The following is a 24430-nucleotide window of genomic DNA, read 5'->3' on the forward strand; positions in this document are numbered from 1 at the left end:
GGAACGGCGGGCCTCAGGGGCCGTCCCGCAGCCCGCTCGGGCGGTCCCGCGTCAGGGACAGCAGGTCGCGGGCGGGGCCCGTGGGGCGGTGGCCGGTGGGCCAGACGGCACGGAGGTCGCGGCGGAGGACGACGGCGGCGACCGGGACGGCGACAAGTCGGCGGGAGGCGAGTTCCTCGGCGACGGCCAGTTCGCTCAGGACCGCCGGACCCGCGCCGCTCACCGCCGCGGCCTTCACGGCGGTCGTGGAGGCGAGTTCGAGGAGCGGTTCGGCGAGGCCGCCGTGGGCCGCGAGGGCGGCGTCCAGGACCTGGCGGGTGCCCGAGCCGCGTTCGCGCAGCACCAGCGGGGTGGCCGCCAGCTCGGCCGGTTCCACCGGGCCGCGGCGGCGGGCCCAGGGGTGGGAGGGCGCGGTGACGACCGCGAGCCGGTCGTGGGCGACGACCGCGCCGTCGAGGCCGTCCGGGACGGCGAGGCCCTCAACGAAGCCGAGGTCCGCCTCGCCCGACAGGAGCCGTTCCGCGACGGCCGCCGAGTTCCCCGCCTGGAGGGAGACCGCCGTGTCGGGCCGCTCGGCGCGCAGCGCGATCAGCCAGCCGGGCAGCAGGTACTCGGCGATCGTCATCGAGGCGGCCACCCGCAGCCGCGAGTCGCGCCGGGCCCGCAGCGCCTGCGCACCCGCGTCGAAGGCCTCCGCGGCCTCCACGATCCGCCGCGCCCAGTCCGTGACGAGCGCGCCCGCGTCGGTGAGCCGGGAGCCGCGGGGCGAGCGGTCCACGAGGGCGACGCCGAGCTGGCGCTCCATGGAACGGATGCGGCTGCTGGCGGCGGGCTGGGTGATGCCGACCTCGCGGGCGGCCGCGCCGAGGCTGCCGTGACGGGCGACGGCGAGGAGCAGTTCGAGCGCGCCGAGGTCGGGGACCCGGTGGGACAGGGGGTACGGCGTCGCGCCCGGCTCACTGCTCATAAAGTCAGCTTATGGCCTCATAGCCCCAACGTCCCTGGTGGGGCCCATTCCGGCGCGAGAGGGTCGAACCATGGCCAGCATCGCACCTTCCCGTCGGGCCCTCCCCGCCCCCGCCACCACCCTCGGCACCCAGGGAACCCCCGCCCCGCGCGCGACCCGCCCCTCCCCCGACGCCCCCGACACTCACGAGGCCCCCGACGCAGGGCCCGGGGCCGGGCTCACGCGCTCGGTCCGCCACCTCGGCCCCAACTGGTACGCCTCCGTAATGGGCACCGCCGCCGTCGCCACCGCGGGCGCCGCGCTCCCCCTGGACGTCCCCGGGCTCCGCACCCTCTGCACCACCGTCTGGGCGCTGTCCCTCGCGATGCTGGTCGCGCTCGTCTCCGCACGGGCCGCGCACTGGGCCCGCCACCGGGACCAGGCCCGCGCGCACCTCCTCGATCCGGCGATGGCGCCCTTCTACGGCTGTCTGTCGATGGCGCTGCTCGCGGTCGGCGGCGGTGCGATGACGGTGGGCCGCACCTGGATCGGGCTGCCCGCGGCGGTCGCGCTCGACACCGTCCTGTTCGTCGCGGGCACGGTGATCGGCCTGGCGGCCGCGGTGGCCGTGCCGTACCTGATGGTGGTGCACCACCGGATCGACGAGGCGACCCCGGTGTGGCTGCTGCCCGTCGTGGCGCCCATGGTCTCGGCGGCGCTCGGCCCCCTGCTCGTGCCCCACCTGGCGGCCGGGCAGGCCCGGCAGACCCTGCTGCTCGCCTGCTACGCGATGTTCGGTCTCAGCCTGCTCGCCACCCTGCTGATCCTGCCGCTGGTCTTCGGCCGGCTCGTGACCGTCGGTCCGCTGCCCCTCGCCCTCACCCCGTCCCTCTTCCTCGTCCTCGGCCCCCTGGGCCAGTCGACGACCGCCGCGAACGTCTTCGCCGACGCCGCCACGGGCGTGCTGCCCGCCTCGTACGCCCACGGTTTCGCCGCCTTCGCCGTGCTCTACGGCGTGCCGGTCATGGGCTTCGCGCTGCTGTGGCTGGCGCTCGCCGGGGCGATGGTGCTGCGGGCCCGGCGCCGGGGCATGGGCTTCGCGATGACCTGGTGGGCCTTCACCTTCCCCGTCGGCACCTGCGTCTCCGGCGCCGAGGGGCTCGCCCGCCACACCGGGCTCGACGCCTTCCGGTGGCTGGCCGTCGGCCTGTACGTCCTCCTGTGCGCGGCCTGGCTGGTGGCAGGGACGCACACCGTGCGCGGGCTCGTCAGGGGCGAGCTGCTCGCAGCGCCCGGGACAGCGCGGCCGGCGCCTCTGCCAGTGACGGCCCGTACCAGGTGAGCATCCGCCCGTCGACGAGCGCGGCGGCGGTCCCGGGGAACGCCTCGGGGCCGTCCTCGCGCGTGAAGCGGTACGGCTCGTCGGGCAGGACGACGAGGTCGGGGCGGGCCGCGCGGAGCACGTCGAGCGGCAGCCGGGGGTAGCGCTCGGGGTGGTCGGCGCAGACGTTGCGGACGCCGAGCCGGGCGAGGAGGTCGCCGGCGAAGGTGTCCCGGCCGAGGACCATCCAGGGGCGGCGCCAGATCGGTACGACGGCGGTGGGGCCGTCGAGCGGCCGCACCGCCGCCCAGGCGGCCTCGGCCTCGTCGAGCCAGCGGGGGCGCGGCCCGGCACCGGAGGCGGCGAGGACCCGCTCCAGCTCGCGGAAGCCCTGGTCGAGGGTGCGGATCTCGGTGACGAGGACGTCGAGCCCTGCGGCGCGCAGGGCGTCGAGGTCCGGGGCCCGGTTCTCCTCCTCGTTGGCGAGCACGAGGTCGGGTCGGAGCGCGGCGACGGCGGCCGTGTCGGGGTTCTTGGTGCCGCCGATCCGGGCGGGGGCGGTGGCGCGGTCGCGGCCGAGGCCGGCGGGGTGGGTGCACCAGTCGGTGACGCCGACGAGGGTGCCGGGCGGCGTGGAGACGGCGACCGCCTCCGTGAGCGAGGGGACGAGCGAGACGACCCTCACGCGCCCGCCCCTGCCGGGCCCGGACGACGGGCAGGCGTCACGTCTCCTCGACCTCGACGTGGTCGGCGATCGCGACGACGAGGAGCCGGGTGCCCGGTTCGGTGGCGCGCCACCGGTGCCGTACGCCGCCGGAGAGGTACATGGTGTCGCCGCGGCCCAGCCGGTGGGCCCGGCCCTCCGCCTCGACCTCGGCGGCGCCGTCGGCGACGTACAGCAGCTCGTCGTTGCGGTGCTGGAACTCGCGGCCGGGGTCGTGCTCGCCGGTGAACTCCATGGCGTGCAGCTGGTGGCGGCCGCGGACGACGGGCCGGACGCCCTCGGGCAGCGCCGGTGAGCCCTCGTCCGCGCGGACGACGTCGACGGTGCGGGAGGCCTCCGCGGCGGCGAGGAGTTCCCCGGCCGTGGTCTCCAGGGCTCCGGCGAGCAGGTCGAGGGAGCGGCGGCTCGGCCGGGCGCGTTCGTTCTCGACCTGGCTGAGGAAGGGCACCGAGAGACCGCTGCGGGACGCGACGACGGCCAGCGTCAGCTGGAGCGCTCTGCGGCGTCTCTTGACGGCCGCGCCCACGCGGGGCGACTCCTTCTCGTCCATGTGGCTCCCTCCCTCGTGCTCGTGCGGACGTCCGGTTACCTGAACCTTACGCAGCTTTGGGCCGGGGTTTCGCGCCGTGGCGAAAAGGGGTGGTCGCCGAGCACGCTCGGCGACCACCCCTTTTCGGACGGGAGTCGTTTCCCGGGCCGTCCGCACCCGCGGACCCGGGTCGGTTCCTACTGCGGAGCCAGCTTCTCGGCGAGGCCGGGGTTGCCGTCCAGCCAGGTGCGGACGGCCTCCTGCTCCTTGCCCTTGCCGGTCTTCTGGATGACGGCCTCGAGGTCCGTCAGCTGCTTCTCCGTCAGCTCGAACTCCTTCAGCCAGGCGCCGACCTCGGGGTTCTCGGCGGTGAACCCCTTGCGGGCGAGGGTGTGGACGCCGTCGCCCTTGCCCCAGGCGCCCTTGGGGTCGGCGAGCTTGGTGAGGTCGTGGGTGGAGTAGGCCCAGTGCGGGGACCAGAGGGTGACGACGACCGGCTCCTTGCGGTCGTACGCGCGCTTGAGCTCCGCCAGCATGCCGGGGGTGGAGCCGTCGACGACCTCGTACTCGCCCTCCAGGCCGTACTCCTTGAGGACCTTGTCCTTGAGGATGCCCATCATTCCGGCGCTGGGCTCGATGCCGACGATCCTGCCCTTGAAGCGGTCGCCCTTCCCCTTGAGGTCGGCGAGCGACTTCACGTCCTTCATGTACGAGGGGACGCTGAGCTCCAGGGAGGTGGGGCCGTACCAGGAGCCGAGGTCCTCCAGGTCGTTCTTGTACCTGTCCCAGTACTGGGCGTGGGTGACGGGGAGCCAGGCGTCGGTCTGAAAATCGAGCTGGCCGCCCGCGAGACCGGTGTAGAGGGCTCCGGCCTCCAGCTGCTTGGTCTCCACCTCGTAGCCGCGGCGCTCCAGGAGCTCCTTCCAGAGGAAGGTGGACGCGATGCCCTCGTCCCACGGGATGTAGCCGATGCTGATCTTCTTGCCGTGGCCGCTGTTCTCCCCGGCGGCCGCGGTGGAGGTGGCGCCCGTGCCGCCGAGGACGCCGGTGCCGCCCGCGACGAGCGCGAGGAGGACGACGCCGACGAGGGCGGTGACGGGCTGCGGGCGGTGGGCCCACAGCTGCGCGCCGCGCCGGCCGGCGCTCGCGGCGCGGGCCTTGGCGAGGGCGCGGCGGCCCAGCGGGGAGACCTGGCGGCCGAGGGCGCCGGTCATGCGGTCCAGGTACATGGCGAGGACGACGATGGAGACGCCCGCCTCGAAGCCGAGGCCGATGTCGACGTTGCCGATGGCGCGGTAGACCGCGCCGCCGAGCCCGCCGCCGCCGACCATGCCGGCGATGACGACCATGGAGAGGCCGAGCATGATGACCTGGTTGACGCCGGCCATGATCGTCGGCAGCGCGAGCGGGAACTGCACGCGCAGCAGCGTGTTGCGCGGGGTGGTGCCGAACGCCTGGGCCGCCTCGACGAGTTCGCCGTCGACCTGGCGGATGCCGAGTTCGGTCATGCGGACGCCCGGCGGGAGCGCGAAGACGATCGTGGCGATGATGCCGGGGACGACGCCGACGCCGAAGAAGATGATGCCGGGGATGAGGTAGACCATCGCCGGCATGGTCTGCATGAAGTCGAGGACCGGCCGCAGGACGGCGCTGACGGTCTTGGACCGGGCCGCCCAGATGCCGAGCGGGACGGCGATGACCAGGGTGACGAGGGTGGCGACCAGTACGAGGGAGAGGGTCGCCATGGCCTCGTCCCACAGCTGGACGGAGTCGACGAGGGCGAATCCGGCGAAGGCGAGGACTCCGGCGGCGAGGCCGCGCAGCCACCAGGCGACGACGGCGAGGATGCCGGCGAAGAGCAGCGGGGCGGGCGCGGACAGGACGGCGTCGATGCCGTCGTAGAGGCCGGTGACGCCGGTGCTGACGGCGTCGAACAGCCAGGAGAGCCGGGCCTGGAGCCAGTCGACGGAGCTGTCGACCCACTGGCCGAGGGGAAGCCTAGGCACCGGCGGTCACCTCCTCCTTGGTGAGGCCGCCCGGTTGCGTGGGCCCGCCCGGCTTGGTGAGGCCGCCCAGGGCGTCGAGCAGCCTGTCCTGCGGTACGACGCCGAGGACGGCGCCCTCCGCGTCCTGGACGGTGACGGGGTGCGGGGTGCGCGCGGCGACCGCGCACAGGTCGGCGACGAGCGTGTCGGGGCCGACGACCGGGGCGTCCTCGGCGAGGGGCGTCTCGGGCTCCGTCATGACGGCGGAGGCGGTGAGGACCCGGGAACGGTCGACGTCCTGGATGAAGGAGGCCACGTAGTCGTCGGCCGGGCGGACCAGGATGTCCTCGGCGGTGCCGAGCTGGACGATCCGGCCGCCGCGCATGACGGCGATGCGGTCGCCGATGCGCATGGCCTCGTTGAGGTCGTGCGTGATGAAGACGATGGTTTTCTTCAGCTTCTTCTGCAGGACGAGCAGCTGGTCCTGCATGTCGCGGCGGATCAGCGGGTCGAGCGCGCTGAAGGACTCGTCCATGAGGAGCAGGTCGGCGTCGGTGGCGAGCGCGCGGGCGAGGCCGACGCGCTGCTGCATGCCGCCGGAGAGCTCGTCGGGCCAGGACTTCTCCCAGCCGGCCAGGCCGCAGAGGGCGAGGGCCTCGGTGGCGCGGGTCTCGCGCTCGGCGCGGGGCACGCCCTGGACCTCCAGGCCGTAGGCGGCGTTCTCCAGGACCGTGCGGTGCGGGAAGAGCGCGAAGTGCTGGAAGACCATGCTGATCTTCGTGGCGCGGACGGCTCGGAGTTCGCGGGGGGTGAGCGCGGTGAGGTCGCGGCCGTCGAAGAGGACGCGGCCCGCGGTGGGTTCGAGCAGACCGTTCAGCAGACGGAGGAGGGTGGACTTCCCGGAGCCGGACAGACCCATCACGACGAAGATCTGACCGGGGTCGACGACGAAGGAGGCGTCGACGACGGCGGCCGTCGTGCCCTCGGCACGCAGTTCCTCGCGGTCGGCGCCGGCCGCGAGCTTGCGGACGGCTTCGTCGGGTCGTCTGCCGAACACCTTGAACAGGTGGTCGGCCTGGAGCCTGGACACATACACCTCACGGGTAGCAATGAAGAACGGCCCGCCACCCCCGCGAGGCCGGGCCGTGGAGCGGGGCGGGATCGGCCCGCGGTGCCCGTGACGTGCGGGAATCCTCTGTTGAATCCCGTACCGGGTCCGCTCCGGGCACGCGCCTGCCCGGGGCCGGACCACGCAAACGCAAAGGTGACAGGGGTCACGGCCGACGGGAGGGGGGTGGAGGGGGTCCCGGGGGTCCGGGGGGGGTCCAGGGGGTGTGGGGGGGCACGGGGGTCCGGGGGGGGTCACGGGGGTCCGGGGGCGCGGCGAGGCGATGGTGGCGGTGGGCGGCGCGGGGGCCCGGCGGGCGGCGCAGGCACGGTGGGCGGCGCGGGGGCCCGGTGGGCGGCGCGAGCCTAGACTCGCAGGGGTGACGCGACGCCTGATGCTCCTCGACACCGCCAGCCTCTACTTCCGCGCCTACTTCGGCGTGCCCGACTCCGTCCGCGCCCCGGACGGGACGCCCGTCAACGCCGTGCGCGGACTCCTCGACTTCATCGGCCGACTGGTGCAGGACCACCGGCCGGACGACCTCGTCGCCTGCTGGGACGCCGACTGGCGGCCGCAGTGGCGGGTCGACCTGATCCCCTCGTACAAGGCGCACCGGGTCGCCGTGGAGACGGCCACCGGACCGGACGAGGAGGAGATCCCGGACACGCTCTCCCCGCAGGTACCGATCATCGAGGAGGTGCTCGCGGCCCTCGGCATCGCCCGGATCGGCGCCGCCGGGTACGAGGCGGACGACGTGATCGGCACGCTCGCGGGCCGCGCCGGGGGGCCGGTGGACATCGTGACGGGCGACCGCGACCTGTTCCAGCTCGTGGACGACGCCCGGGGCGTGCGCGTGCTGTACCCGCGCAAGGGCGTCGGCGACTGCGACCTGGTGGACGCCGAGTCGATCCGTACGAAGTACGGCGTGCGGCCCGACCAGTACGCGGACTTCGCGGCGCTGCGGGGCGACGCCAGCGACGGCCTGCCGGGCGTGAAGGGCATCGGCGAGAAGACGGCGGCGCAGCTGATCACCGAGTACGGGGACCTGGCGGGCGTGCGGGCGGCTGCGGAGGACCGGACGTCGAAGCTGACGCCGGCGAAGCGGCGCGGGATCGTGGAGGCGGCGGCGTATCTGGACGTGGCGCCGACGGTGGTGCGGGTCGCGGGGAACGTGCCGCTGCCGGAGTTCGACGCGGCCCTGCCCTCGGCCCCCCGGGACCCGGCGGCGCTCGACGCGCTCGCGAAGCGGTGGGGGCTGGGCGGGGCCGTGGGGCGGCTGCTTCCGGTCCTCGCCGGCTGAGGCCCTCTGGGCCCCTTCGGACAGAAGTGCTAGCTTAGGCAAACCTAAGTTCACTCAGTCAGGAGAGTCGGTCGTGGCAGAGCAGCCTCCCCGCAAGGCACCGAAGGCCACCGAAGCCCGCGTGGTGCGCGCCGAGCGGATCACTCCGCACATGGTGCGGCTCGTCCTGGGCGGCCCGGGGCTCGACGCCTTCGAGGTGGGCGAGTACACCGACCACTACGTGAAGCTGCTCTTCGCCCCGGAGGGCGTCGCCTATCCGGAGCCCTTCGACATGGAGCGGATCCGGGCGGAGTTCCCGCGTGAGCAGTGGCCGACGACGCGGACCTACACGGTACGGGCCTGGGACCCGGTCCACCGGGAGCTGACCGTGGACTTCGTGGTCCACGGCGACGAGGGGCTCGCGGGCCCCTGGGCGGCGCGGGCGCAGGCCGGCGACGTGGTGCGCTTCCTCGGGCCCGGGGGCGGTTACTCCCCGGACCCCGCGGCGGACTGGCATCTGCTCGCGGGGGACGAGAGCGCGCTGCCGGCCATCGCGGTGGCCCTGGAGCGGCTGCCCGCCGGCGCGCGGGTGCACGCGTTCGTGGAGGTCTCGGACGCGGCGGAGGAGCAGAAGTTCGCGACGGCCGACGGGGTGGAGGTGACCTGGCTGCACCGGGGCGGGCGCCCGACGGGTGAGGCCCTCGTCGAGGCCGTGCGGGCGCTGGACTTCCCGCCGGGTGACGTCCACGCGTTCGTGCACGGCGAGGCGGGCTGCGTGAAGGAACTCCGCCGCTATCTGCGCCTGGACCGTCAGGTGCCGCGCGAGCGCCTGTCGATCTCGGGCTACTGGCGGCTCGGCAAGACCGACGAGGCCTGGCGCGCGATCAAGCGCGAGTGGAACGACCAGGTGGAGCGCGAGCAGGAGAACTGACCTTCCGGCACCTCCGGACGCGAAGACCGCGGCGGCGGGGACGGTAGCTGGGGCGGGGGCTGGGGCGCGGGATGCCCCGGCCCCCGCCGCTTGCTCTCGGTCGCCACCCGTTGTCGTTCACGGGCGGTCGCGGGCCCTACGTCGTACCGCCGAACAGCCGGTCCGACGCGTCGACATGGGCCAGGCGCCGCAGGGCCGCGAACACCGCGTCGCCGAGCACGGTGCCGACGACCACGCTCTCCACGAGCTCCTCGCGCGCCACGTTGTGCGCGACGTACTCCAGGTCCGCCCGCGCCACCCGCTCCGCCGCGTCCGCGTAGGTGTCGAGCACCTGCGTGAAGTCACCGTGGCCGACCTCGTCGAGGGCCGCGAGCGCGGCGGCCAGGGCCTCCGCCGCCGGGCTGCGGTCGTTGGCGCGCCAGCCGCGCGCGGCGATGAGCGCGGCGACCTTCTCCCTGGCCGCGTCGAGGTCGGGACCGCCCTCGCGCTCGTACCGCGGAACCACGCGGTCCGCCGCGGCGCCCAGCACCTTGTGGACCGGCCGCTCCTCGTCGTCGATGGCGGCGATCACTTCGCGGATGCCCGCCACCGACAGTCCGCCCACATCGAGGAGCGCCCGGATCAGCCGGAGCCGCTGTACGTGCGTCTCCTCGTACGTGGCCTGGTTCGGGCTCGTCAACTGCCCGGCGGGCAGCAGCCCTTCCCGTACGTAGAACTTGATCGTCGGCACCGTCACCCCGGTCCTCCGACTCAACTCTCCGATGCGCACAGCGTCTTCACCTTCCAGGTCTCCCTTCGGCCCTTGCCGACCGCCCACCCATCATAGATAGTGGAACTATCAGTAGCAGTAAGTGCCACTTTCTATGTCTCCTGAGGGGATCCGCATGGTGTCGCTCACCCGGCTGCACAGGCCCCTGGTCTGGTTCGCGGCCTCGATGGTCGTCCTCGCCCTGGTCTCGGTCGGCGGCCTGCTCGTCGACGACCGGATGCTGGTCGGCGTACCGATCTGGACCAAGCCGTTCAAGTTCTCGATCTCTTTCGTAGCCTACGCGCTCTCCCTCGCCTGGATGCTCTCGCTCCTTCCCGCCCCACCGCGCGGCAGGCGGGTCGGCTGGTGGGCCGGGACCGTCGTCGCCGTCACCGGCGTGACCGAGATGGTCCTCATCACGCTCCAGGTGGTCCGGGGCACCCAGAGCCACTTCAACCAGGCCACGCCCTTCGACAACGCCGTCTTCCGGACCATGGGGGCGACCGTCGGAGTGCTCTGGACGGCCGCCCTGGTCATCGCCGTCCTCCTGCTGCGGGCCCGCATCCTCGACCGGGCCACCGCCTGGGCCGTCCGGCTCTCGTCACTGATCGCCCTGGCGGGCGCCGGCACGGGCTTCCTGATGGTGCGGCCCACCCCGGAGCAGCTGGCCGCCGACGATCCGGCCGTCGTCGGCGCCCACAGCGTCGGCGTCCCCGACGGCGGCCCGTCGATGCCCCTCACCGGCTGGGCCACCACCGGCGGCGATCTGCGGATCGCCCACTTCTTCGGGATGCACGCGCTCCAGCTGCTCCCGCTCGTCCTCGTCGTCCTGGCCGCCCTCGCCCCCCGCTTCGCCCGCCTCGCCGACGAACGGGTCAGGTTGCGGCTCGTCCTCGCCGCCTCCGGCACCTACGCGGCGACGTTCGCCCTGCTGACCTGGCAGGCCCTGCGCGGGCAGGCCCTCCTCGCACCGGACGGCGTCACGCTCACGGCCGCCGGAGCCGTGGCGCTGCTCGGCGCGACGGGCATCACCCTGGCCCTCACCCCCTCCCCCTCCCCCTCCCCCTCCCTCTCCACCGGGTCCCGAATCCCCTCCCGCGGCAAGGAGTTCGTCTCATGACCGGCTTCCTCTTCGAGTTCGCCTTCTTCCTGGCGGCCCCCGTCTGGCTGCTGATGATCTTCGCGCCGCGCCTGCCGTTCACCGAGCGCCTCGCCGCCTCGCCGCTGACCGTGCTGCCGCTGCTCGCCCTCTGGGCGGTCCTGGCGGTCCCGGTCTTCCCCGAACTCTGGACGGCGGTCAGCAGCCCCGACATCGACACCTTCCGGGAGCTCGCCGCCCTCCCGAACGGCGCCGCCGCCGTCTGGGCCCAGATCCTCGCCTGGGACCTCCTCCTCGGCCAGTGGATCTACCGCGAGTCCCGCCGCCTCGACCTCTCCCCCCTGCTCATGGGCCCGCTGCTCGTCCTGACGATCCTCCTCTCCCCCCTCGGCCTCCCGCTCTTCCTCCTCCTCCGCGCCATCCGCACCTCCCGCACCTCCCGCGCACCGGCTCCCGCCTCGGCGTGACGCGGAGCTCAGGCCCCGTCCCGACCCCCGTCCCGGCCGACCCTGGCCCGGACCGTGGCGACGACCTCGCGGTCCGGCTGCAGGGTGAGGCTCGGCACCGGCCGGACCTCGTCGGTCGTGACGTCCAGGTCGTAGCGGCGGGCGAGGACCGCGAGGACGAGGACCGCCTCGACGAGGGCGAAGCGGGTGCCGAGGCAGACGCGGGGCCCGCCGCCGAACGGATACCAGGCGTACTCGGGTATCTCCTCGGCGGGCGTGCCGTCCTCGTCGGTGAGCCACCGCTCGGGGCGGAACGCCTCGGCGTCGCCGAACCACCGCGGATCGCGGTGGGTGGCCCACTGACTGGACCAGACGCGGGTGCCGACGGGGACGGGCGCGCCCCCGAGGGTGGCTCCCTCCTTCGCGATGCCGGTGATGAGCCAGACCGTCGGATAGAGCCGCAGGGTCTCCTTGACCACGGCCTGGGTGTAGGTCAGGTGGGCGTAGTCGTCGTACCCCGGCTCGTGGTCGGCGAGGACCCGGTCCAACTCCGCCGTGAGCGCCTCCCGCACCCGCGGGTTCCTGGAGAGCAGGTACCAGGCCCAGACGAGCGTCGAACTGGTCGTCTCGTGGCCCCCGATGTACAGCGTGACCGTCTCGTCGCGGATCTCCTGGTCGGAGAGGCGGGCGCCGGTCTCGTCCCGCGCGGTGAGCAGCCGGCTGAGCAGGTCCGGCCGGTCGGTGTCCCCGTCGCGATGGCGGGAGACGACCCGGGACACCTCGGCGTCGATGACGGCGGTGGCCCGCTTGATCCGCGCCCGCCCTGGGGTGGGCACCCAGTCCGGGAGCAGGGCCCCGATCCCGCTGAACTCGGCGCCGATCTCCTTCTGCGCGACGTCCATGGCCCTGCCGATGGCCTCCGCGTCGGCGGCGGTGTCGACGCCGAAGATCGTGCGAACCGCGATGAGCTGGGTGAGGGCGGCCATCTCCCGCTTGATGTCGATCCGCTGCCCGTCGGCCAGCCGGTCGGCGAGGCCGACGGCGCACTCGCTCATCGTCGCCGCGTAGGACCGGACCTGCTTGGGGCGGACGGACGGCTGGACCAGCGAGCGCTTCCGCCGCCAGTCGGCGCCCTTGGCCACCACCACGCCGTTGCCGAGGAGGGTGCGGAAGGCGATGCCGAGGTCGGGCTGGTCGAAGGTGCGCTCGACCTCCGTCAGCAACTCCCCGATCGCGTCGGGGTGGGCGATGAAGAGGGCGGGTCCCCGCCCGAAGCGCCAGCGCACGAAGTCGCCGCGCTCCCGCAGCTGTTCGAAGAAGCCGAGGGGGTCCTTGCCGAAGGCCGGGAGGTTGCCGAGGAGGGGCACTCCACGGGGCCCCTCGGCGATGGTCACGGCCGTCCCGCCAGCCGTCCCCCCGCTCGGCTGAGCCCCGGTCCGCTGAGTCTGCGTCGGCTGAGTCCCGGTCGGCTCCGCGTGTGTCCCGGAGTCGGCACCTGCTTGCGTGGTCACGTACGTCCCTCCCCAACAGGCCTGCCCTGCTTGTGAGTCCATGCAAGCGGAGGGCCGCCCCGCGCGCCACCCCTGTGGACAACCACCTGTGGAAAACCGCCGCCGGGAAGAACAGCCCGCGGAAAGCCCGACGGGGCCCGTGACGCCCTCGCGCCACGGGCCCCGCCCGTCAACCTCTCGCCGTCCCGCCTGACGGTGACGGTCAGCCCGTCAGGCCGTCAGCCCGTCGGACCTTCGAACCGCCGGCCCGCCGGCCCGCCGGCCCGTCAGCCCACCGGCCCGCCAGCCCGCCGGCCCGTCAGCCCACCGAGCTGTAGGCCACGACACCGCGGAGCAGCGCCTCCACGGCCTTCCGCGCGTTCTTCGGCACCGTGCTGTTCTCCCGGGGCGCGGCGGCCGCGATCTGTCCGAGGACGTCGATGACCTGCTTGCACCAGCGGACGAAGTCGCCCGCGGGCATGCCGGCTTCGCGCAGCACCTCGTCGAGGCTCTTGTCGGACGCCCACTGGTACGCGGCCCAGGCGAAGCCGAGGTCGGGCTCGCGCTGCCCGACACCCTCCGCCTGGTTGATCTTGAACTCCTCCTCCAGGGCGTCCAGCCGGCCCCAGATCCGGACCATCTCGCCCAGCGCCGCCTTGGCGTTCCCGCTCGGCAGCTTCGGCGCGACGGCGTCGTCGGCCTGCCGCGACTCGTACACCAACGCCGAGACGCAGGCGGCCAGTTCGGCCGGGCTGAGCCCCTCCCAGACGCGGTCCCTGAGGCACTCGCTGGCCAGCAGGTCCAGCTCGCCGTAGAGCCGGGCGAGCCGCTTGCCGTTCTCCGTGACGTCGTCGCCGCGCAGGTAGTCGAGCTCCGTGAGAAGCGCGACGATCCGGTCGAAGGTCCGGGCGATCGTGTTGGTCCGGCCCTCGATGCGCCGCTCCAGCTGGCGGGTGTCCCGCTGGAGGCGGTAGTAGCGCTCGGCCCACCGGGCGTGGTCCTCGCGCTCGTCGCAGCCGTGGCAGGGGTGCGCCCGCAGGGCGGTGCGCAGCCGGGCGATCTCGCGGTCGTCGGCCGCGGCGGCCCGATGTCTGCGCTGCCGCTCGGGGTTGAGGTGTCCGGCCTTGGTCCGCAGCGCGGAGGCGAGGTCGCGCCGTGACTGCGGGGAGCGCGGGTTGAAGGACTTGGGGATCCGCATCCGCTCCAGGGCCTCGACGGGCACCGGGAAGTCGATGGAGGCGAGCCTCTTGACCTGCCGCTCCGCGGTGAGGACCAGCGGCCGGGGCCCGTCGTGGTGCTCGAAGCCGCGGTGGCCGTTGGTCCGTCCGGCCGGCAGGCCCGGGTCCAGGACCAGCGCGAGTCCGGCGAACTTGCCCGTCGGCACGTGGATGACGTCGCCGGGCTTCAGCTTCTCCAGGGAGGCGGCGGCCTGGGCCCGGCGCTGGGCCGCGCCCTGCTTGGCCAGCTCCGTCTCCCGGTCCTTGAGGTCGCGGCGGAGCCGCGCGTACTCCTCGAAGTCACCGAGGTGGCAGGTCATGCCCTCGCGGTAGCCCTGGAGGCCCTCCTCGTTCTTCTGCACCTGGCGGGAGATGCCGACGACCGAGCGGTCCGCCTGGAACTGGGCGAAGGAGGTCTCCAGGAGCTCGCGCGAGCGGTGCCGCCCGAACTGCTCGACGAGGTTGACCGCCATGTTGTACGAGGGTCTGAAGCTGGAGCGCAGCGGGTACGTCCGGGTGCCGGCGAGTCCGGCGAGGTACTCCGGGTCGAGGCCGCGCTGCCACAGGACGACGGCGTGTCCCTCGACGTCGATGCCCCGGCGTCCGGCACGGCCGGTGAGCTGGGTGTACTCGCCGGGGGTGATGTCGGCGTGCTGCTCGCCGTTCCACTTGACGAGCTTCTCCAGGACCACCGACCGGGCGGGCATGTTGATGCCGAGGGCGAGGGTCTCGGTGGCGAAGACGGCCTTGACGAGGCCGCGGACGAACAGCTCCTCCACGACCTCCTTGAAGGTCGGGAGCATGCCGGCGTGGTGCGCGGCGATGCCCCGCTCCAGGCCTTCGAGCCACTCGTAGTAGCCGAGGACGTGGAGGTCCTCGGTGGGGATGGTGGCGGTGCGCTCCTCGACGATCTCGCGGACGCGCCGCCGCGCGTCGTCGTCGTTGAGCCGGAGCCCGGCGTAGAGGCACTGCTGGACGGCGGCCTCGCAGCCGGCCCGGCTGAAGATGAAGGTGATGGCCGGGAGCAGGCCCTCGGCGTCGAGGCGGTCGATGACCTCGGGACGGCCCGGCGTCCAGATGCGGGAGCGCTGGCGGCGCTCGCGCTCGCGGTCGGCCTCGCGGACCATCTTGCCCCGGCGCCGGTCGCGCGGGTTGTACGTGCGCGAGTTCTCGGTGCGGGCGAGGCGGAGGAGGTCGGGGTTGACCTCGCGGCGGGAGGCGCCGCGGCCGCCGTGGTCGGTCTCCTCCTCGAAGAGGTCGTACATCCGGCGGCCGGCGAGGACGTGCTGCCAGAGCGGGACGGGCCGGCTCTCGGAGACGATGACCTCGGTGTCGCCGCGGACGGTGTCGAGCCAGTCGCCGAACTCCTCGGCGTTGGAGACGGTCGCGGAGAGCGACACGAGGGTGACGGACTCGGGGAGGTGGATGATCACTTCCTCCCAGACGGCTCCGCGGAACCGGTCGGAGAGGTAGTGGACCTCGTCCATCACGACGTATCCGAGGCCGGAGAGGGCCTGGGACCCCGCGTACAGCATGTTGCGGAGGACTTCGGTGGTCATGACGACGATCGGCGCGTCGCCGTTGACGCTGTTGTCACCGGTCAGCAGGCCGACCTTCTCGGTGCCGTACCGCTTGACGAGGTCGGCGTACTTCTGGTTCGACAGCGCCTTGATGGGGGTCGTGTAGAAGCACTTGCGGCCCTGGGTGAGGGCGAGGTGGACGGCGAACTCGCCGACGATGGTCTTGCCCGACCCGGTCGGGGCCGCGACGAGCACGCCCTTCCCCGATTCGAGTGCCTGGCAGGCCTCGATCTGGAAGGGGTCCAGACCGAACTCGTACATCTCGCGGAAGGGGGCCAGCGCGGTGGCCTGCTCGGCGTTGCGGGCGCGAGCGGCTGCGTACGCTTCGGCGGGTGTGAGGTCCTCTGTCATCTTGTTGTCGAGCCTACCCGCCCCCTCTGACAGTGACGCGATCTTTATCGAGGGGATGGGCCGGGCTTCGTGCGCCGCTCTTCATGGGGGGACGCGGCGGGCTCGGGCGCGAGCACCCTGAGGGCGCCGGGTACGCACTCCACGGCGAGCGGCAGCGGTCCGAGCGGTTCCCCGTCGGCGTACCCGGTGGTGGCGGGGGCGTCCAGGGTGAGGGAGCGGACGCGGTACGTGGTGACCTCGGGGTGGGTCAGGTGGGTGCCCTTGTAGACGCGGGGGAAGACCTTGATCAGGGTGGCGCGGCCGCAGTCGCCGACGACGGTGACGTCGAGGAGCCCGTCGTCGGGGAGCGCCTCCGCGCAGATCCGCATGCCGCCGCCGTAGGAGGTGCCGTTGCCGACCGCGACGAGGGTGGCGTCGGTCTCGACGACACGGCCGTCGTCGAGGGTGAGCCGGTACGGCACGGGGCGGAAGGCGGCGAGCTCGGCGAGGATCGCGAGGTCGTAGGTGAAGCGGCCGAGGGGCAGCCGCATGCGGTTGCCGCGGTCGTTGACGCGCGAGTCGAAGCCGGAGGCGAGAACGGTGCCGTACCAGCGGGTGCGGGTCCCGTCGCCCGCGGAGACGCGGCCGAGGTCGATCGTGCGGGGTCCGGCGTCCTTGAGGAGGCCGGCGGTGACGCGGGCGGCGGCGGCCGGGTCGCGGACGGGCAGGCCGAGGCTGCGGGCGAAGTCGTTGCCGGTGCCGACGGAGATCACGCCGAGGGGGGTGCGGGTGCCGGCGACGGCCTGGAGGGCGAGCGAGACCATGCCGTCGCCGCCGACGGTGACGAGGGCCCCGGTGCCCTGCCGCACGGCCTCCCGGGCGCGCCGCAGGGCGTCGTCGGAGTCGTGCCCGAGGATCGTGCGGACGGAGAAGCCGGCGTCCCTGAGGGCCTGTGCGGCGGGCTGCGCGGCGTGGGCGCCCCGGCCGCGTCCCGCGGTGGGGTTGGCGAAGAGCGTGAGGTCGCTGGTCATGGAGAAGTCCCCCCGGACGGAGCCTGGGGGGACCCTACAAGATCAGGTGATGTCGTCGTAACCGCCGGGGCGGTGCACGGCGCGCCCGTCCGGTTCGCCGCTCGCCTGCCCGGGCAGGGCGCGGGCGGGGCCGACGGACTCGATCGCGCCGACGGCCTCGGGGGTGAGGTCGAGGCGGGAGGCCTCGTCGTCGTCGAGTTCGGCGTCGGGGTCGTTGCGCCTGCGGCGGCGGTCGTTGAGGAGGGCGACGCCGACGGCGAGGAAGTAGAGGAGGATGATCGGCCCCGAGAGGGCGATCATGCCGAGCGGGTCCGTGGACGGCGTGGCCACGGCGCCGAAGACGAACGTGCCCATGATCATGGCCCGCCACCAGCCGGCCATGCGCTTGCCGGTGACCGCGCCGGTGATGTTGAGCATGATCAGCACCAGCGGCAGCTCGAAGGCGAGTCCGAAGACGAGCACCATCCGCGTCGTGAAGTCGAGGAGGTCGTCGAGCGAGAGGAAGTTCGACGCGACCTCGGGCGTGATGCTGATGAGGACCCGGACGCTGACCGGCATGATCAGGAACGCGGTGTACGTGCCGGCGGCGAAGAGCGGCACGGCGACGGCCGCGAAGTAGTACGTGTACTTCTTCTCGCTCTTGTGGAGGCCGGGCGCGATGAAGGCCCAGAGCTGGTAGAGCCAGACCGGCGTCGAGGCGACGACACCCGCCAGCATGACCACCTTCACCGTCGAGGTGAAGGGGGACAGCATGCTCTGGTACGCGATGATGACGCAGCTGCCGCCGGTGTTGTCGGAGACCGTGCTGTCGGGCGGGCACTTCGGCACCGGCGAGGAGAGAAGGTCCATCAGCTGCTGGCTGAAGAACGCGGCCACGACGGAGGCGACGACGATCGCCAGCATCGCCTTGGCCACACGGTTACGCAGCTCGCGCAGATGGTCCGCGAGCGGCATCCGCCCCTCGGGATCCTTCTCCTTCTGTGTGCGGGCAGACTTGAGCAACCCACGTCCTCATCTCGTGCGGGCAGGCCGCTCCACGGCGGCCCTGGGGGGCGAGCAGGTCGTACCGAGGATCAGCGCTGGGTGGAGTCCGTGGGCTCGGTCACCGGCCGGGCCGTGGTGACGTCACCGGGAGCGGCCTTGATGGTCCGCGGGGCCGGGGCGGTCTGGTCGGCCGGCGGGCCGGCCGGGGCGGTCTCCGCGCCCTCCGACTTCATCGCCTTCGCCTCGCTCTTGAGGATGCGTGCCGACTTGCCCAGGGAGCGCGCCATCTCGGGGAGCTTCTTGGCCCCGAAGAGAAGCACGATCACGAGGAGGATGAGAGTGATCTCGAGAGGACCGATCTGACGGAACATGGCTGTGGTCTACCTTCTCACCGAGGCGGCATGGAGTGCGTGCCCGGCGGGTCGGACGTCCGTCCGGCCACCGCGCTGCCTGCGATCGTAACCCGCACGAGTAAACGTGGGGCAATGCCCTTGCATACGTGCGATTGCGTCCGACGGGAGCGCCCGGAGGGGGCTTCGTGCAGCGTACGCACGGAAGTCAGCGCAGGGCGTCGCCCGTTCGGGCCAGGTCGGCGGCGGCGTTCTCGAGGTCTTCGGCGGCCCTGGCGATGCGCTCTGTGGTGCGGGCCACTTGACGACCGAGTCGCTGGACCTCCAGGAAGACCTTGACGGCGAGGACACCGAGGACGGCGATGCCGAGGAAACCGAGGGCGACGGCGAGCATGGGCCAGAACATGTGCAGAGCCTAGACCGTGGGGGCGGAGGCTCGGACCGTGGTGTGGGCGCGGGGGCTCGGACCGTGGTGTGGGCGCGGGGGCTCAGACCGTGGTGTGGAGGCGCAGCGTCCGGACGCCGCCGCCGGTGAGCAGCTCCACGATGCGCTCGCCCGCGGGCTTGCGGACGGAGCTGCCGCACTCGGGGCAGGTGAAGGAGTAGAAGGTGGTGCGGCGGCTGGCACCGATGGCGAGGCGCAGCGCTCCGGCCGAGAGTTCGAAGCGGGAACGGCAGTCCGGGCAGGCGGCCTTGAAGAGGACCGGGGCCATCGTCGCCGTAAAACCGTGCACCACGGACATTTCCCTCATCTCTCTCGACTCCCCCGCCGACGCTCCCGGGCATCGGCGTGCCCCTCCCTGGCGGTACGTCAGTAACAGCGTCCCCCGACCGGGGAACGTCACACTCCGGTACGCCCGCGGTCGGCGCGGGTCCCGGGGCGCGCCCGTCTCACACGCCCTCGTACGCCGCCAGCGCGGCCGCAGCCGCCTCCCTGGCGCTCTCGGCGAGCCCGGCCGGGGCGACGATCCGGCCGTCGCTGCCGAGCCGCAGGCCGAGCCGGCGGAGGGAGGCCGGGTCGGGCGTGCGCAGGGTGATGCGCAGACCGCCGTCCGGCAGCTCCTCCGCGCGGTCGTGCGGGTAGTACTCGGCGACCCAGCGGCCGCCGGGCCCGACCTCGACGACCACCTCGGGGTCGTCGGCGGACGGCTGCACCAGGCCCTCGGAGAGGTCGCGCAGCTCCAGCTCCGGAGGGGCGGCGTGCTCGTCGAGGATCCGGATCTCGGCGACCCGGTCGAGGCGGAAGGTGCGGCGCGCCTCGGAGAGGCGGCACCAGGCCTCCATGTAGGTGTGGCCGACGGCGAAGAGCCGGATCGGGTCGACCTCGCGCTCGGTCAGCTCGTCGCGGGCGGGCGAGTAGTAGCGCACCCAGAGCCGCTTGCGCTCCGAGATGGCCCGGTCGACCTCCGCGAAGACCCCGCCCTCCGACTCGAAGGTCACCGAGAGCCGGGAGCTCGCCCCCGCGGCCTCGCCGGCGGCCGCCTCCAGCTTGGCGGTGGCGCGCAGCAGCGCGTCGCGGTCGCTCTCCCGGAGCCCCGGGAGGGTGGCGACGGCGCGGGCGGCGACGAGCAGGGCGGTCGCCTCGTCGGCGGCGAGGCGCAGCGGCTCGGCGGCCTCGGCCCCGAGGGCGCTCGGGTTGCGCCACCAGATCCGGTCGCCGTCGGTGTCGATGTCGAGGAGGTCGCCGCCGCGGAAGCTCGTCCCGCACATGGGCAGCACGTCCAGGTCGGAGATCAGCTCGTCCTCGGTGATCCCGAAGGCCCGCGCCACGTCGGCGACGTGGGCGCCGGGCCGCTCGCGCAGGTAGGTGACGAGGGAGAGCATCCGCCTCGTCTGGTCGATCGCGTTGGCCGCCATGCGGTACGTCTCCCCCTCAGCCCTTGGCCACGGCGCGCAGCCGGTCCACCACGTCGGCCCGCAGATCGGCCGGTTCCAGTACGACGACGTCGGGACCGAACTCGACGAGCCAGGCGTCGAGGCCGTGCCCGTACGGGATCTCCAGCTCGTCCCAGCCGTCCGCGCCCTCGCGCACGGCCCGCGCGCGGGCGCGCAGCGGGTAGCCGCAGCCGCTGCGCAGCCGGATCCGGGCCGAGCGGGTGGCGGTCTCGCCGGCCCAGGTCTCGACGGTCTCGCGGACGGTCACGACGTCGGGCACGGGCGCGGTGAAGGCGCCCGCCCGGGAGCGGACCCGTCCGGTGATGCGGGAGAGGCGGAAGACGCGCTCGGCGCCGCGGTCGCGGTCCCAGCCGGCCAGGTACCAGTGGCCGCGCCAGCATTCGAGCGTCCACGGCTCGACCTGGCGGGTCTCGGGGCGGACGGCGTTGGCCTTGCGGTAGTCGAAGACGACGGGCCGGCGGTCGCGGCAGGCGAGCATGAGGGGCTCGAAGGCGGCCTCGTGCACCGGGATGCGGGGTTCGAGTGCGCTCGGCAGGGTCTCGTACGTGTCCTCGGCCTCGGGCATCCCGGCGGCCCGGAGCTTCTGGAGGGCCCCGCTCGCGGCCCCGGCGAGGCGGGCCTGCTGCCACACCTTGGCGGCGAGGCCGAGGGCGGCGGCCTCCTCGGCGTCCAGGGTGATGGGCGGGAGCCGGTTGGAGTCGCGGCGGGCGAGGTACCCGGTCTCGCCCTCCAGGTTCTCGACGGTCTCGATGACCAGGCCCAGCTCGCGCAGATCGTCCTTGTCGCGCTCGAACATGCGGCTGAAGGCCTCGTCGCCGCTCGCTTCGAGGTAGGCCTCGATGGAGCCGCGGAGTTCGCGCTTGCTGAGCGGGCGGCGCGTCCCGAGCAGGCACAGCGCGAGATTCATCAGCCGCTCGGCCTTGGCAATCGCCATCGACGCCCTGCACCTCTTCCGACGGTTCCGTTCTCGGACGTCCGACCGTACCGCCCCGGGGTGTCCGGACCAAAGCCGAGGCCGGGGGCCTCCGCGGGGGGGGAGGTACGACGGAGGGCCCCCGCCGGGAGGCGGGGGCCCTCGGCGACCGGAGGCCGGTCACGTCGTGCGCGGGGTCAGCGCTTCGCCACGGCCACGAGGTCGCAGACGAAGATCAGCGTCTCGCCCGGGGCGATGGCGCTGCCGGCGCCGCGGTCGCCGTAGGCGAGGTGCGCGGGGATGACCAGCTGGCGGCGGCCGCCGACCTTCATGCCCTGGACGCCCTTGTCCCAGCCCTCGATGACCTGGCCGACGCCGAGCTGGAACTCGAGCGGGTTGCCGCGGTTCCAGGAGGCGTCGAACTCCTCGCCGGTGGAGAAGGCCACACCCACGTAGTGGACCCGGACGAAGTCCTTGGCGGCGGCGACCTCGCCGTCACCTTCCCAGATGTCCTTGATCTCCAGGTCGGCCGGCGGCTCGCCGCCCGGGAAGTCGACCTCGGGCTTCTCGATGCTCACTGCAGTGTGCTCCTCATACCGATGAACCGCGCGGAGACTGATCCGCGCGACCGGGACAGTCTTACACCTTCGTCAGGATGTCGACGGCGAACACCAGCGTGGAGCCCTTCGGGATGCCCTGCTTCTCCTCGTTGCCGAACGCCTCGGCCGGCGGGGCGACGATGAGCACGCGGCTGCCGACCTTCTTGCCGACGAGACCGTCCTTCAGGCCCTTGAGGGTCAGCTGCGCCAGCGGGAAGTTCTCGGGCTTGCCGCGCTCGTACGTCGAGTCGAAGACCTTGCCGTCCTTCCACAGCGCCGCCACGTAGTTCACGACGACGGTGTCGGTGTTCTTGACGACCTCGCCCTTGGACTCGATCACGTAGTTCGAGACGAGCTTGGTCGGCGGGTCGACCTTGGGGATGGTCAGCGAGGGGGCCTTGCCGTCGGTGTTGGTGCCGACCTTCGGGAGGTCCTTGTTCTCCTGCGCCACGGGGGTGCCGGTGGCGGACTTCGGGATCGTGGTCGCCTTCAGGATGTCCACGACGAAGACCAGGGTGGCGTTCGGCTTGATGTCACCCTGGCCCTGTGCGCCGTAACCGAGCTCCGGCGGGATGCCGATCTCGATGCGGCTGCCGACCTTCTGGCCCTTCAGGCCCTGGTCCCATCCCTTGATGACCTGGCCGGCGCCCAGCGTCAGGTCGAAGGGCTGGCCGCGGTCGAAGCTGTTGTCGAAGGGCGTGGTGGAGTCCCAGGCCTGGCCCAGGTAGTTCACCTGGAGGGCGTCACCGTCCTTCGTCACCGGGCCCTTGCCCTCGCTGATGACGTTGACCTTCAGCTGCTTCGGCGGGTCGCCCTCGCCCTTGGAGAGGGTGGGCTTCTCCCCGAACTTCGCACCCGCGGTGATGGCGGGCAGTCCGTTCGTCATCGAGGCGGAATCGGAGCCCTTGTCTTCGCTGCCGCACGCCGCTGTCGAGAGCAGCAGCAGCGGGACGACGAGAAGGCCGGCAAGTCGGCGCACGTGTTCCTCAGATCTCAGACGGCACAGTAGTTGTCCCGACACTCTAGGGGACCCTCCTGTGACGTCGAGGGCCCCGCACGCCAAATGTGCGGGGCCCGGGACGCGTACGCGCCGGTCGTACGCCGGTCCTACATACCGGCGATCAGCTTCTCCACCCGGTCGTCGACGGACCGGAAGGGGTCCTTGCACAGGACGGTGCGCTGTGCCTGGTCGTTGAGCTTGAGGTGCACCCAGTCGACGGTGAAGTCCCGGCGCTGCTCCTGGGCGCGCCGGATGAAGTCGCCGCGGAGCCGGGCCCTGGTGGTCTGCGGGGGCACCGACTTGCCCTCGAAGATCTTCACGTCGTTGCAGATCCGGGCCGCCTGGCCGTTCTTCTGCAGCAGGTAGTAGAGGCCACGACGACGATGGATGTCGTGGTACGCGAGGTCTATCTGCGCGACCCTCGGGTGCGACATGGTCATGTTGTGCTTGGCCCGGTACCGCTCGATGAGCTTGTACTTCATGACCCAGTCGATCTCGGTCTCGATCCGGTCCAGCTGCTCGGCCTCGATCGCGTCGAGCGTACGGCCCCACAGCTCCAGGACCTGGGCGACGGTGCCGGAGCGGATGCCGCGCCGGTCGACGAAGTCGGCGGCCTTCTCGTAGTACTCCCGCTGGACCTCCAGGGCGGAGGCCTCGCGGCCGCTGGCGAGCCGGACCTTGCGCTGGCCCGTGATGTCGTGGCTGACCTCGCGGATGGCCCGGATGGGGTTCTCCAGGGTCAGGTCGCGCATCACCGTGCCGGCCTCGATCATGCGGAGCACGAGGTCGGTGGCGCCGACCTTGAGCAGCATGGTCGTCTCGGACATGTTGGAGTCGCCGACGATGACGTGGAGGCGGCGGTAGCGCTCGGCGTCGGCGTGCGGCTCGTCCCGGGTGTTGATGATGGGACGGGAGCGGGTGGTGGCGGAGCTGACGCCCTCCCAGATGTGCTCGGCCCGCTGGGAGACGCAGAAGACGGCGCCGCGCGGGGTCTGGAGCACCTTTCCCGCGCCGCAGATGAGCTGACGCGTCACGAGGAAGGGAATGAGGATGTCCGCGAGCCGGGAGAACTCCCCGTGGCGGGCGACGAGATAGTTCTCGTGGCAGCCGTAGGAGTTTCCGGCCGAGTCGGTGTTGTTCTTGAAGAGGTAGACGTCGCCCGCGATGCCCTCCTCGTGCAGGCGGCGTTCGGCGTCGACGAGCAGGCCTTCGAGAATGCGCTCGCCGGCCTTGTCGTGGGTGACCAGCTCGGTCACGTTGTCGCATTCCGGCGTGGCGTATTCCGGATGCGAACCCACGTCGAGGTACAGGCGGGCGCCGTTCCGCAGGAAGACATTGCTGCTGCGGCCCCATGACACGACACGGCGGAAGAGGTAGCGCGCCACTTCGTCAGGAGACAGTCGGCGCTGTCCCCTGAACGTGCACGTGACGCCGTACTCGTTCTCCAGCCCGAAAATGCGGCGGTCCATGTCTGAACATTACGCCCGACGGCGTGCGCTGAAACCGGGTTGGACGTTCCCGTTTCGATCGTTTTCCGGTCAGCGCGCGTTCTTTTCGGTGTGCGGCGCGGCGGAGGACGTCGCGGCCACGGCGTGTCGCACGGTGTCGCCGCCGTCGCCGGGCGTGTCGGGGGCGGTGAGGACCCGGCCGGTGGCGAGCAGGACGAGCAGGGCGACGAGACCGCCCGCGCCGGCGACCGCGAAACCGGCGGCGGTCCCGGCCAGTTCGACGGCGGGCCCAGCGACGGCGGAGCCGAGGGCCGCGCCCACGCCGAAGGTGGTGACCAGCCAGGAGAAGGCCTCGGTGACGGTGCCGCGCGGCGCGTGCCGGTCCACGACGATGAAGGCGCAGGCCAGGACGGGCGCCAGGAAGACGCCGGAGAGCACCGAGAGGCCGGTCATGGCCACGGGACCCGGGGTGAGCG

Annotated in this window: 23 protein-coding genes and 1 pseudogene; 5 read left to right on the forward strand and 19 right to left on the reverse strand. The window is 72.8% G+C overall.

All coding sequences use genetic code 11. From position 1 onward, the window contains the following. Positions 1-13 precede the first annotated feature (13 nt). Positions 14-967, reverse strand: a complete 954-nt coding sequence (locus tag ACWDVG_RS12475; protein WP_451698836.1) for a LysR family transcriptional regulator — start codon at positions 965-967, stop codon at positions 14-16. A gap of 265 nt (positions 968-1232) precedes the next feature. On the opposite strand from ACWDVG_RS12475, the gene ACWDVG_RS12480 reads away from it, so the two are divergent. After that, positions 1233-2288 carry a TDT family transporter gene (locus ACWDVG_RS12480; protein ID WP_451698889.1) on the forward strand — a complete coding sequence of 352 codons (1056 nt, stop codon included), beginning with the start codon at positions 1233-1235 and terminating at the stop codon, positions 2286-2288. Here ACWDVG_RS12480 and ACWDVG_RS12485 read toward each other — a convergent pair. From ACWDVG_RS12485 to ACWDVG_RS12500, 4 genes are all read right to left on the reverse strand, one after another. Beyond that, positions 2215-2952 carry a helical backbone metal receptor gene (locus ACWDVG_RS12485; protein WP_451698838.1) on the reverse strand — a complete coding sequence of 246 codons (738 nt, stop codon included), beginning with the start codon at positions 2950-2952 and terminating at the stop codon, positions 2215-2217. The two genes, ACWDVG_RS12480 and ACWDVG_RS12485, sit on opposite strands and share 74 nt — an antisense overlap. Positions 2953-2989: 37 nt before the next feature. Further along, the gene (locus tag ACWDVG_RS12490; RefSeq protein ID WP_451698840.1) at positions 2990-3541 is read right to left on the reverse strand and encodes a helix-turn-helix domain-containing protein; all 552 of its coding nucleotides are present in this window, start codon (positions 3539-3541) and stop codon (positions 2990-2992) included. A gap of 176 nt (positions 3542-3717) precedes the next feature. Then, a complete protein-coding gene (locus ACWDVG_RS12495; RefSeq protein WP_451698842.1) occupies positions 3718-5526 on the reverse strand; it encodes an ABC transporter permease/substrate binding protein in 1809 nt (602 codons plus the stop codon). Further along, positions 5519-6601, reverse strand: a complete 1083-nt coding sequence (locus ACWDVG_RS12500; RefSeq protein WP_451698844.1) for a quaternary amine ABC transporter ATP-binding protein — start codon at positions 6599-6601, stop codon at positions 5519-5521. The genes ACWDVG_RS12495 and ACWDVG_RS12500 overlap by 8 nt, the downstream gene beginning before the upstream one ends. A gap of 406 nt (positions 6602-7007) precedes the next feature. On the opposite strand from ACWDVG_RS12500, the gene ACWDVG_RS12505 reads away from it, so the two are divergent. Next, on the forward strand, positions 7008-7913 hold the full coding sequence (locus ACWDVG_RS12505; RefSeq protein ID WP_451698891.1) for a 5'-3' exonuclease: 906 nt from the start codon (positions 7008-7010) through the stop codon (positions 7911-7913). Between the two features lie 73 nt (positions 7914-7986). Continuing rightward, the gene (locus tag ACWDVG_RS12510; protein WP_451698846.1) at positions 7987-8823 is read left to right on the forward strand and encodes a siderophore-interacting protein; all 837 of its coding nucleotides are present in this window, start codon (positions 7987-7989) and stop codon (positions 8821-8823) included. A 136-nt stretch (positions 8824-8959) separates the two neighbouring features. Here ACWDVG_RS12510 and ACWDVG_RS12515 read toward each other — a convergent pair whose 3' ends face one another. Further along, positions 8960-9592, reverse strand: a complete 633-nt coding sequence (locus tag ACWDVG_RS12515) for a MerR family transcriptional regulator (protein ID WP_451698848.1) — start codon at positions 9590-9592, stop codon at positions 8960-8962. Between the two features lie 115 nt (positions 9593-9707). Here ACWDVG_RS12515 and ACWDVG_RS12520 point away from each other — a divergent pair, with 115 nt between their 5' ends. Together ACWDVG_RS12520 and ACWDVG_RS12525 are read left to right on the forward strand one after the other, a co-directional pair. Then, positions 9708-10691 carry a hypothetical protein gene (locus ACWDVG_RS12520; protein WP_451698850.1) on the forward strand — a complete coding sequence of 328 codons (984 nt, stop codon included), beginning with the start codon at positions 9708-9710 and terminating at the stop codon, positions 10689-10691. After that, entirely contained in the window at positions 10688-11137 is a 450-nt protein-coding gene (locus tag ACWDVG_RS12525; RefSeq protein ID WP_451698852.1) for an ABA4-like family protein, read from the forward strand. The genes ACWDVG_RS12520 and ACWDVG_RS12525 overlap by 4 nt, the downstream gene beginning before the upstream one ends. A gap of 8 nt (positions 11138-11145) precedes the next feature. On the opposite strand, the gene ACWDVG_RS12530 is transcribed toward ACWDVG_RS12525, so the two are convergent. The 13 genes and pseudogenes from ACWDVG_RS12530 to ACWDVG_RS12590 all read right to left on the reverse strand — a co-directional run. After that, on the reverse strand, positions 11146-12627 hold the full coding sequence (locus ACWDVG_RS12530; protein WP_451698854.1) for a cytochrome P450: 1482 nt from the start codon (positions 12625-12627) through the stop codon (positions 11146-11148). A 298-nt stretch (positions 12628-12925) separates the two neighbouring features. Then, positions 12926-15754: a DEAD/DEAH box helicase gene (locus tag ACWDVG_RS12535; RefSeq protein ID WP_451698856.1), complete on the reverse strand. Its 2829-nt coding sequence runs from the start codon at positions 15752-15754 to the stop codon at positions 12926-12928. A 44-nt stretch (positions 15755-15798) separates the two neighbouring features. Then, positions 15799-16764 (reverse strand): diacylglycerol kinase, encoded by a 966-nt coding sequence (locus ACWDVG_RS12540; protein WP_451698858.1) that lies wholly within the window; start codon positions 16762-16764, stop codon positions 15799-15801. Between the two features lie 42 nt (positions 16765-16806). Beyond that, positions 16807-17718: a twin-arginine translocase subunit TatC gene (gene tatC, locus ACWDVG_RS12545; protein ID WP_451698860.1), complete on the reverse strand. Its 912-nt coding sequence runs from the start codon at positions 17716-17718 to the stop codon at positions 16807-16809. 119 nt (positions 17719-17837) lie between these two features. Continuing rightward, complete coding sequence (tatA, locus tag ACWDVG_RS12550) at positions 17838-18119, reverse strand: Sec-independent protein translocase subunit TatA (RefSeq protein WP_451698862.1); 282 nt, start codon at positions 18117-18119, stop codon at positions 17838-17840. Between the two features lie 187 nt (positions 18120-18306). Further along, positions 18307-18504 (reverse strand): hypothetical protein, encoded by a 198-nt coding sequence (locus tag ACWDVG_RS12555; protein WP_451698864.1) that lies wholly within the window; start codon positions 18502-18504, stop codon positions 18307-18309. Positions 18505-18586: 82 nt separating this feature from the next. After that, positions 18587-18850 carry a hypothetical protein gene (locus ACWDVG_RS12560; protein WP_451698866.1) on the reverse strand — a complete coding sequence of 88 codons (264 nt, stop codon included), beginning with the start codon at positions 18848-18850 and terminating at the stop codon, positions 18587-18589. Positions 18851-18989: 139 nt separating this feature from the next. Further along, positions 18990-19955: a helix-turn-helix transcriptional regulator gene (locus ACWDVG_RS12565; RefSeq protein ID WP_451698868.1), complete on the reverse strand. Its 966-nt coding sequence runs from the start codon at positions 19953-19955 to the stop codon at positions 18990-18992. A gap of 16 nt (positions 19956-19971) precedes the next feature. Beyond that, complete coding sequence (locus tag ACWDVG_RS12570) at positions 19972-20928, reverse strand: helix-turn-helix transcriptional regulator (protein WP_451698870.1); 957 nt, start codon at positions 20926-20928, stop codon at positions 19972-19974. Positions 20929-21104: 176 nt separating this feature from the next. Next, positions 21105-21485 (reverse strand): FKBP-type peptidyl-prolyl cis-trans isomerase, encoded by a 381-nt coding sequence (locus ACWDVG_RS12575; RefSeq protein WP_451698872.1) that lies wholly within the window; start codon positions 21483-21485, stop codon positions 21105-21107. Positions 21486-21546: 61 nt separating this feature from the next. Continuing rightward, positions 21547-22485 carry an FKBP-type peptidyl-prolyl cis-trans isomerase gene (locus ACWDVG_RS12580; protein WP_451698873.1) on the reverse strand — a complete coding sequence of 313 codons (939 nt, stop codon included), beginning with the start codon at positions 22483-22485 and terminating at the stop codon, positions 21547-21549. Positions 22486-22613: 128 nt separating this feature from the next. Next, the gene (pafA, locus tag ACWDVG_RS12585) at positions 22614-23975 is read right to left on the reverse strand and encodes a Pup--protein ligase (protein WP_451698875.1); all 1362 of its coding nucleotides are present in this window, start codon (positions 23973-23975) and stop codon (positions 22614-22616) included. A 69-nt stretch (positions 23976-24044) separates the two neighbouring features. Then, a pseudogene (locus ACWDVG_RS12590) lies at positions 24045-24430 on the reverse strand (MFS transporter); the annotation flags it as partial.

This window comes from Streptomyces sp. NPDC003327 (assembly GCF_053589515.1).

Bases quoted from the DNA above. Each gene is read 5' to 3' on its own strand.
- ACWDVG_RS12475 (WP_451698836.1), bottom strand. From the start codon at position 967: ATGAGCAGTGAGCCGGGCGCGACGCCGTACCCCCTGTCCCACCGGGTC.
- ACWDVG_RS12480 (WP_451698889.1), top strand. From the start codon at position 1,233: ATGGGCACCGCCGCCGTCGCCACCGCGGGCGCCGCGCTCCCCCTGGAC.
- ACWDVG_RS12490 (WP_451698840.1), bottom strand. From the start codon at position 3,541: ATGGACGAGAAGGAGTCGCCCCGCGTGGGCGCGGCCGTCAAGAGACGC.
- ACWDVG_RS12505 (WP_451698891.1), top strand. From the start codon at position 7,008: ATGCTCCTCGACACCGCCAGCCTCTACTTCCGCGCCTACTTCGGCGTG.
- ACWDVG_RS12520 (WP_451698850.1), top strand. From the start codon at position 9,708: ATGGTGTCGCTCACCCGGCTGCACAGGCCCCTGGTCTGGTTCGCGGCC.
- ACWDVG_RS12525 (WP_451698852.1), top strand. From the start codon at position 10,688: ATGACCGGCTTCCTCTTCGAGTTCGCCTTCTTCCTGGCGGCCCCCGTC.
- ACWDVG_RS12535 (WP_451698856.1), bottom strand. From the start codon at position 15,754: ATGACAGAGGACCTCACACCCGCCGAAGCGTACGCAGCCGCTCGCGCC.
- ACWDVG_RS12540 (WP_451698858.1), bottom strand. From the start codon at position 16,764: ATGACCAGCGACCTCACGCTCTTCGCCAACCCCACCGCGGGACGCGGC.
- tatC (WP_451698860.1), bottom strand. From the start codon at position 17,718: ATGCCGCTCGCGGACCATCTGCGCGAGCTGCGTAACCGTGTGGCCAAG.
- tatA (WP_451698862.1), bottom strand. From the start codon at position 18,119: ATGTTCCGTCAGATCGGTCCTCTCGAGATCACTCTCATCCTCCTCGTG.
- ACWDVG_RS12555 (WP_451698864.1), bottom strand. From the start codon at position 18,504: ATGTTCTGGCCCATGCTCGCCGTCGCCCTCGGTTTCCTCGGCATCGCC.
- ACWDVG_RS12560 (WP_451698866.1), bottom strand. From the start codon at position 18,850: ATGAGGGAAATGTCCGTGGTGCACGGTTTTACGGCGACGATGGCCCCG.
- ACWDVG_RS12565 (WP_451698868.1), bottom strand. From the start codon at position 19,955: ATGGCGGCCAACGCGATCGACCAGACGAGGCGGATGCTCTCCCTCGTC.
- ACWDVG_RS12570 (WP_451698870.1), bottom strand. From the start codon at position 20,928: ATGGCGATTGCCAAGGCCGAGCGGCTGATGAATCTCGCGCTGTGCCTG.
- pafA (WP_451698875.1), bottom strand. From the start codon at position 23,975: ATGGACCGCCGCATTTTCGGGCTGGAGAACGAGTACGGCGTCACGTGC.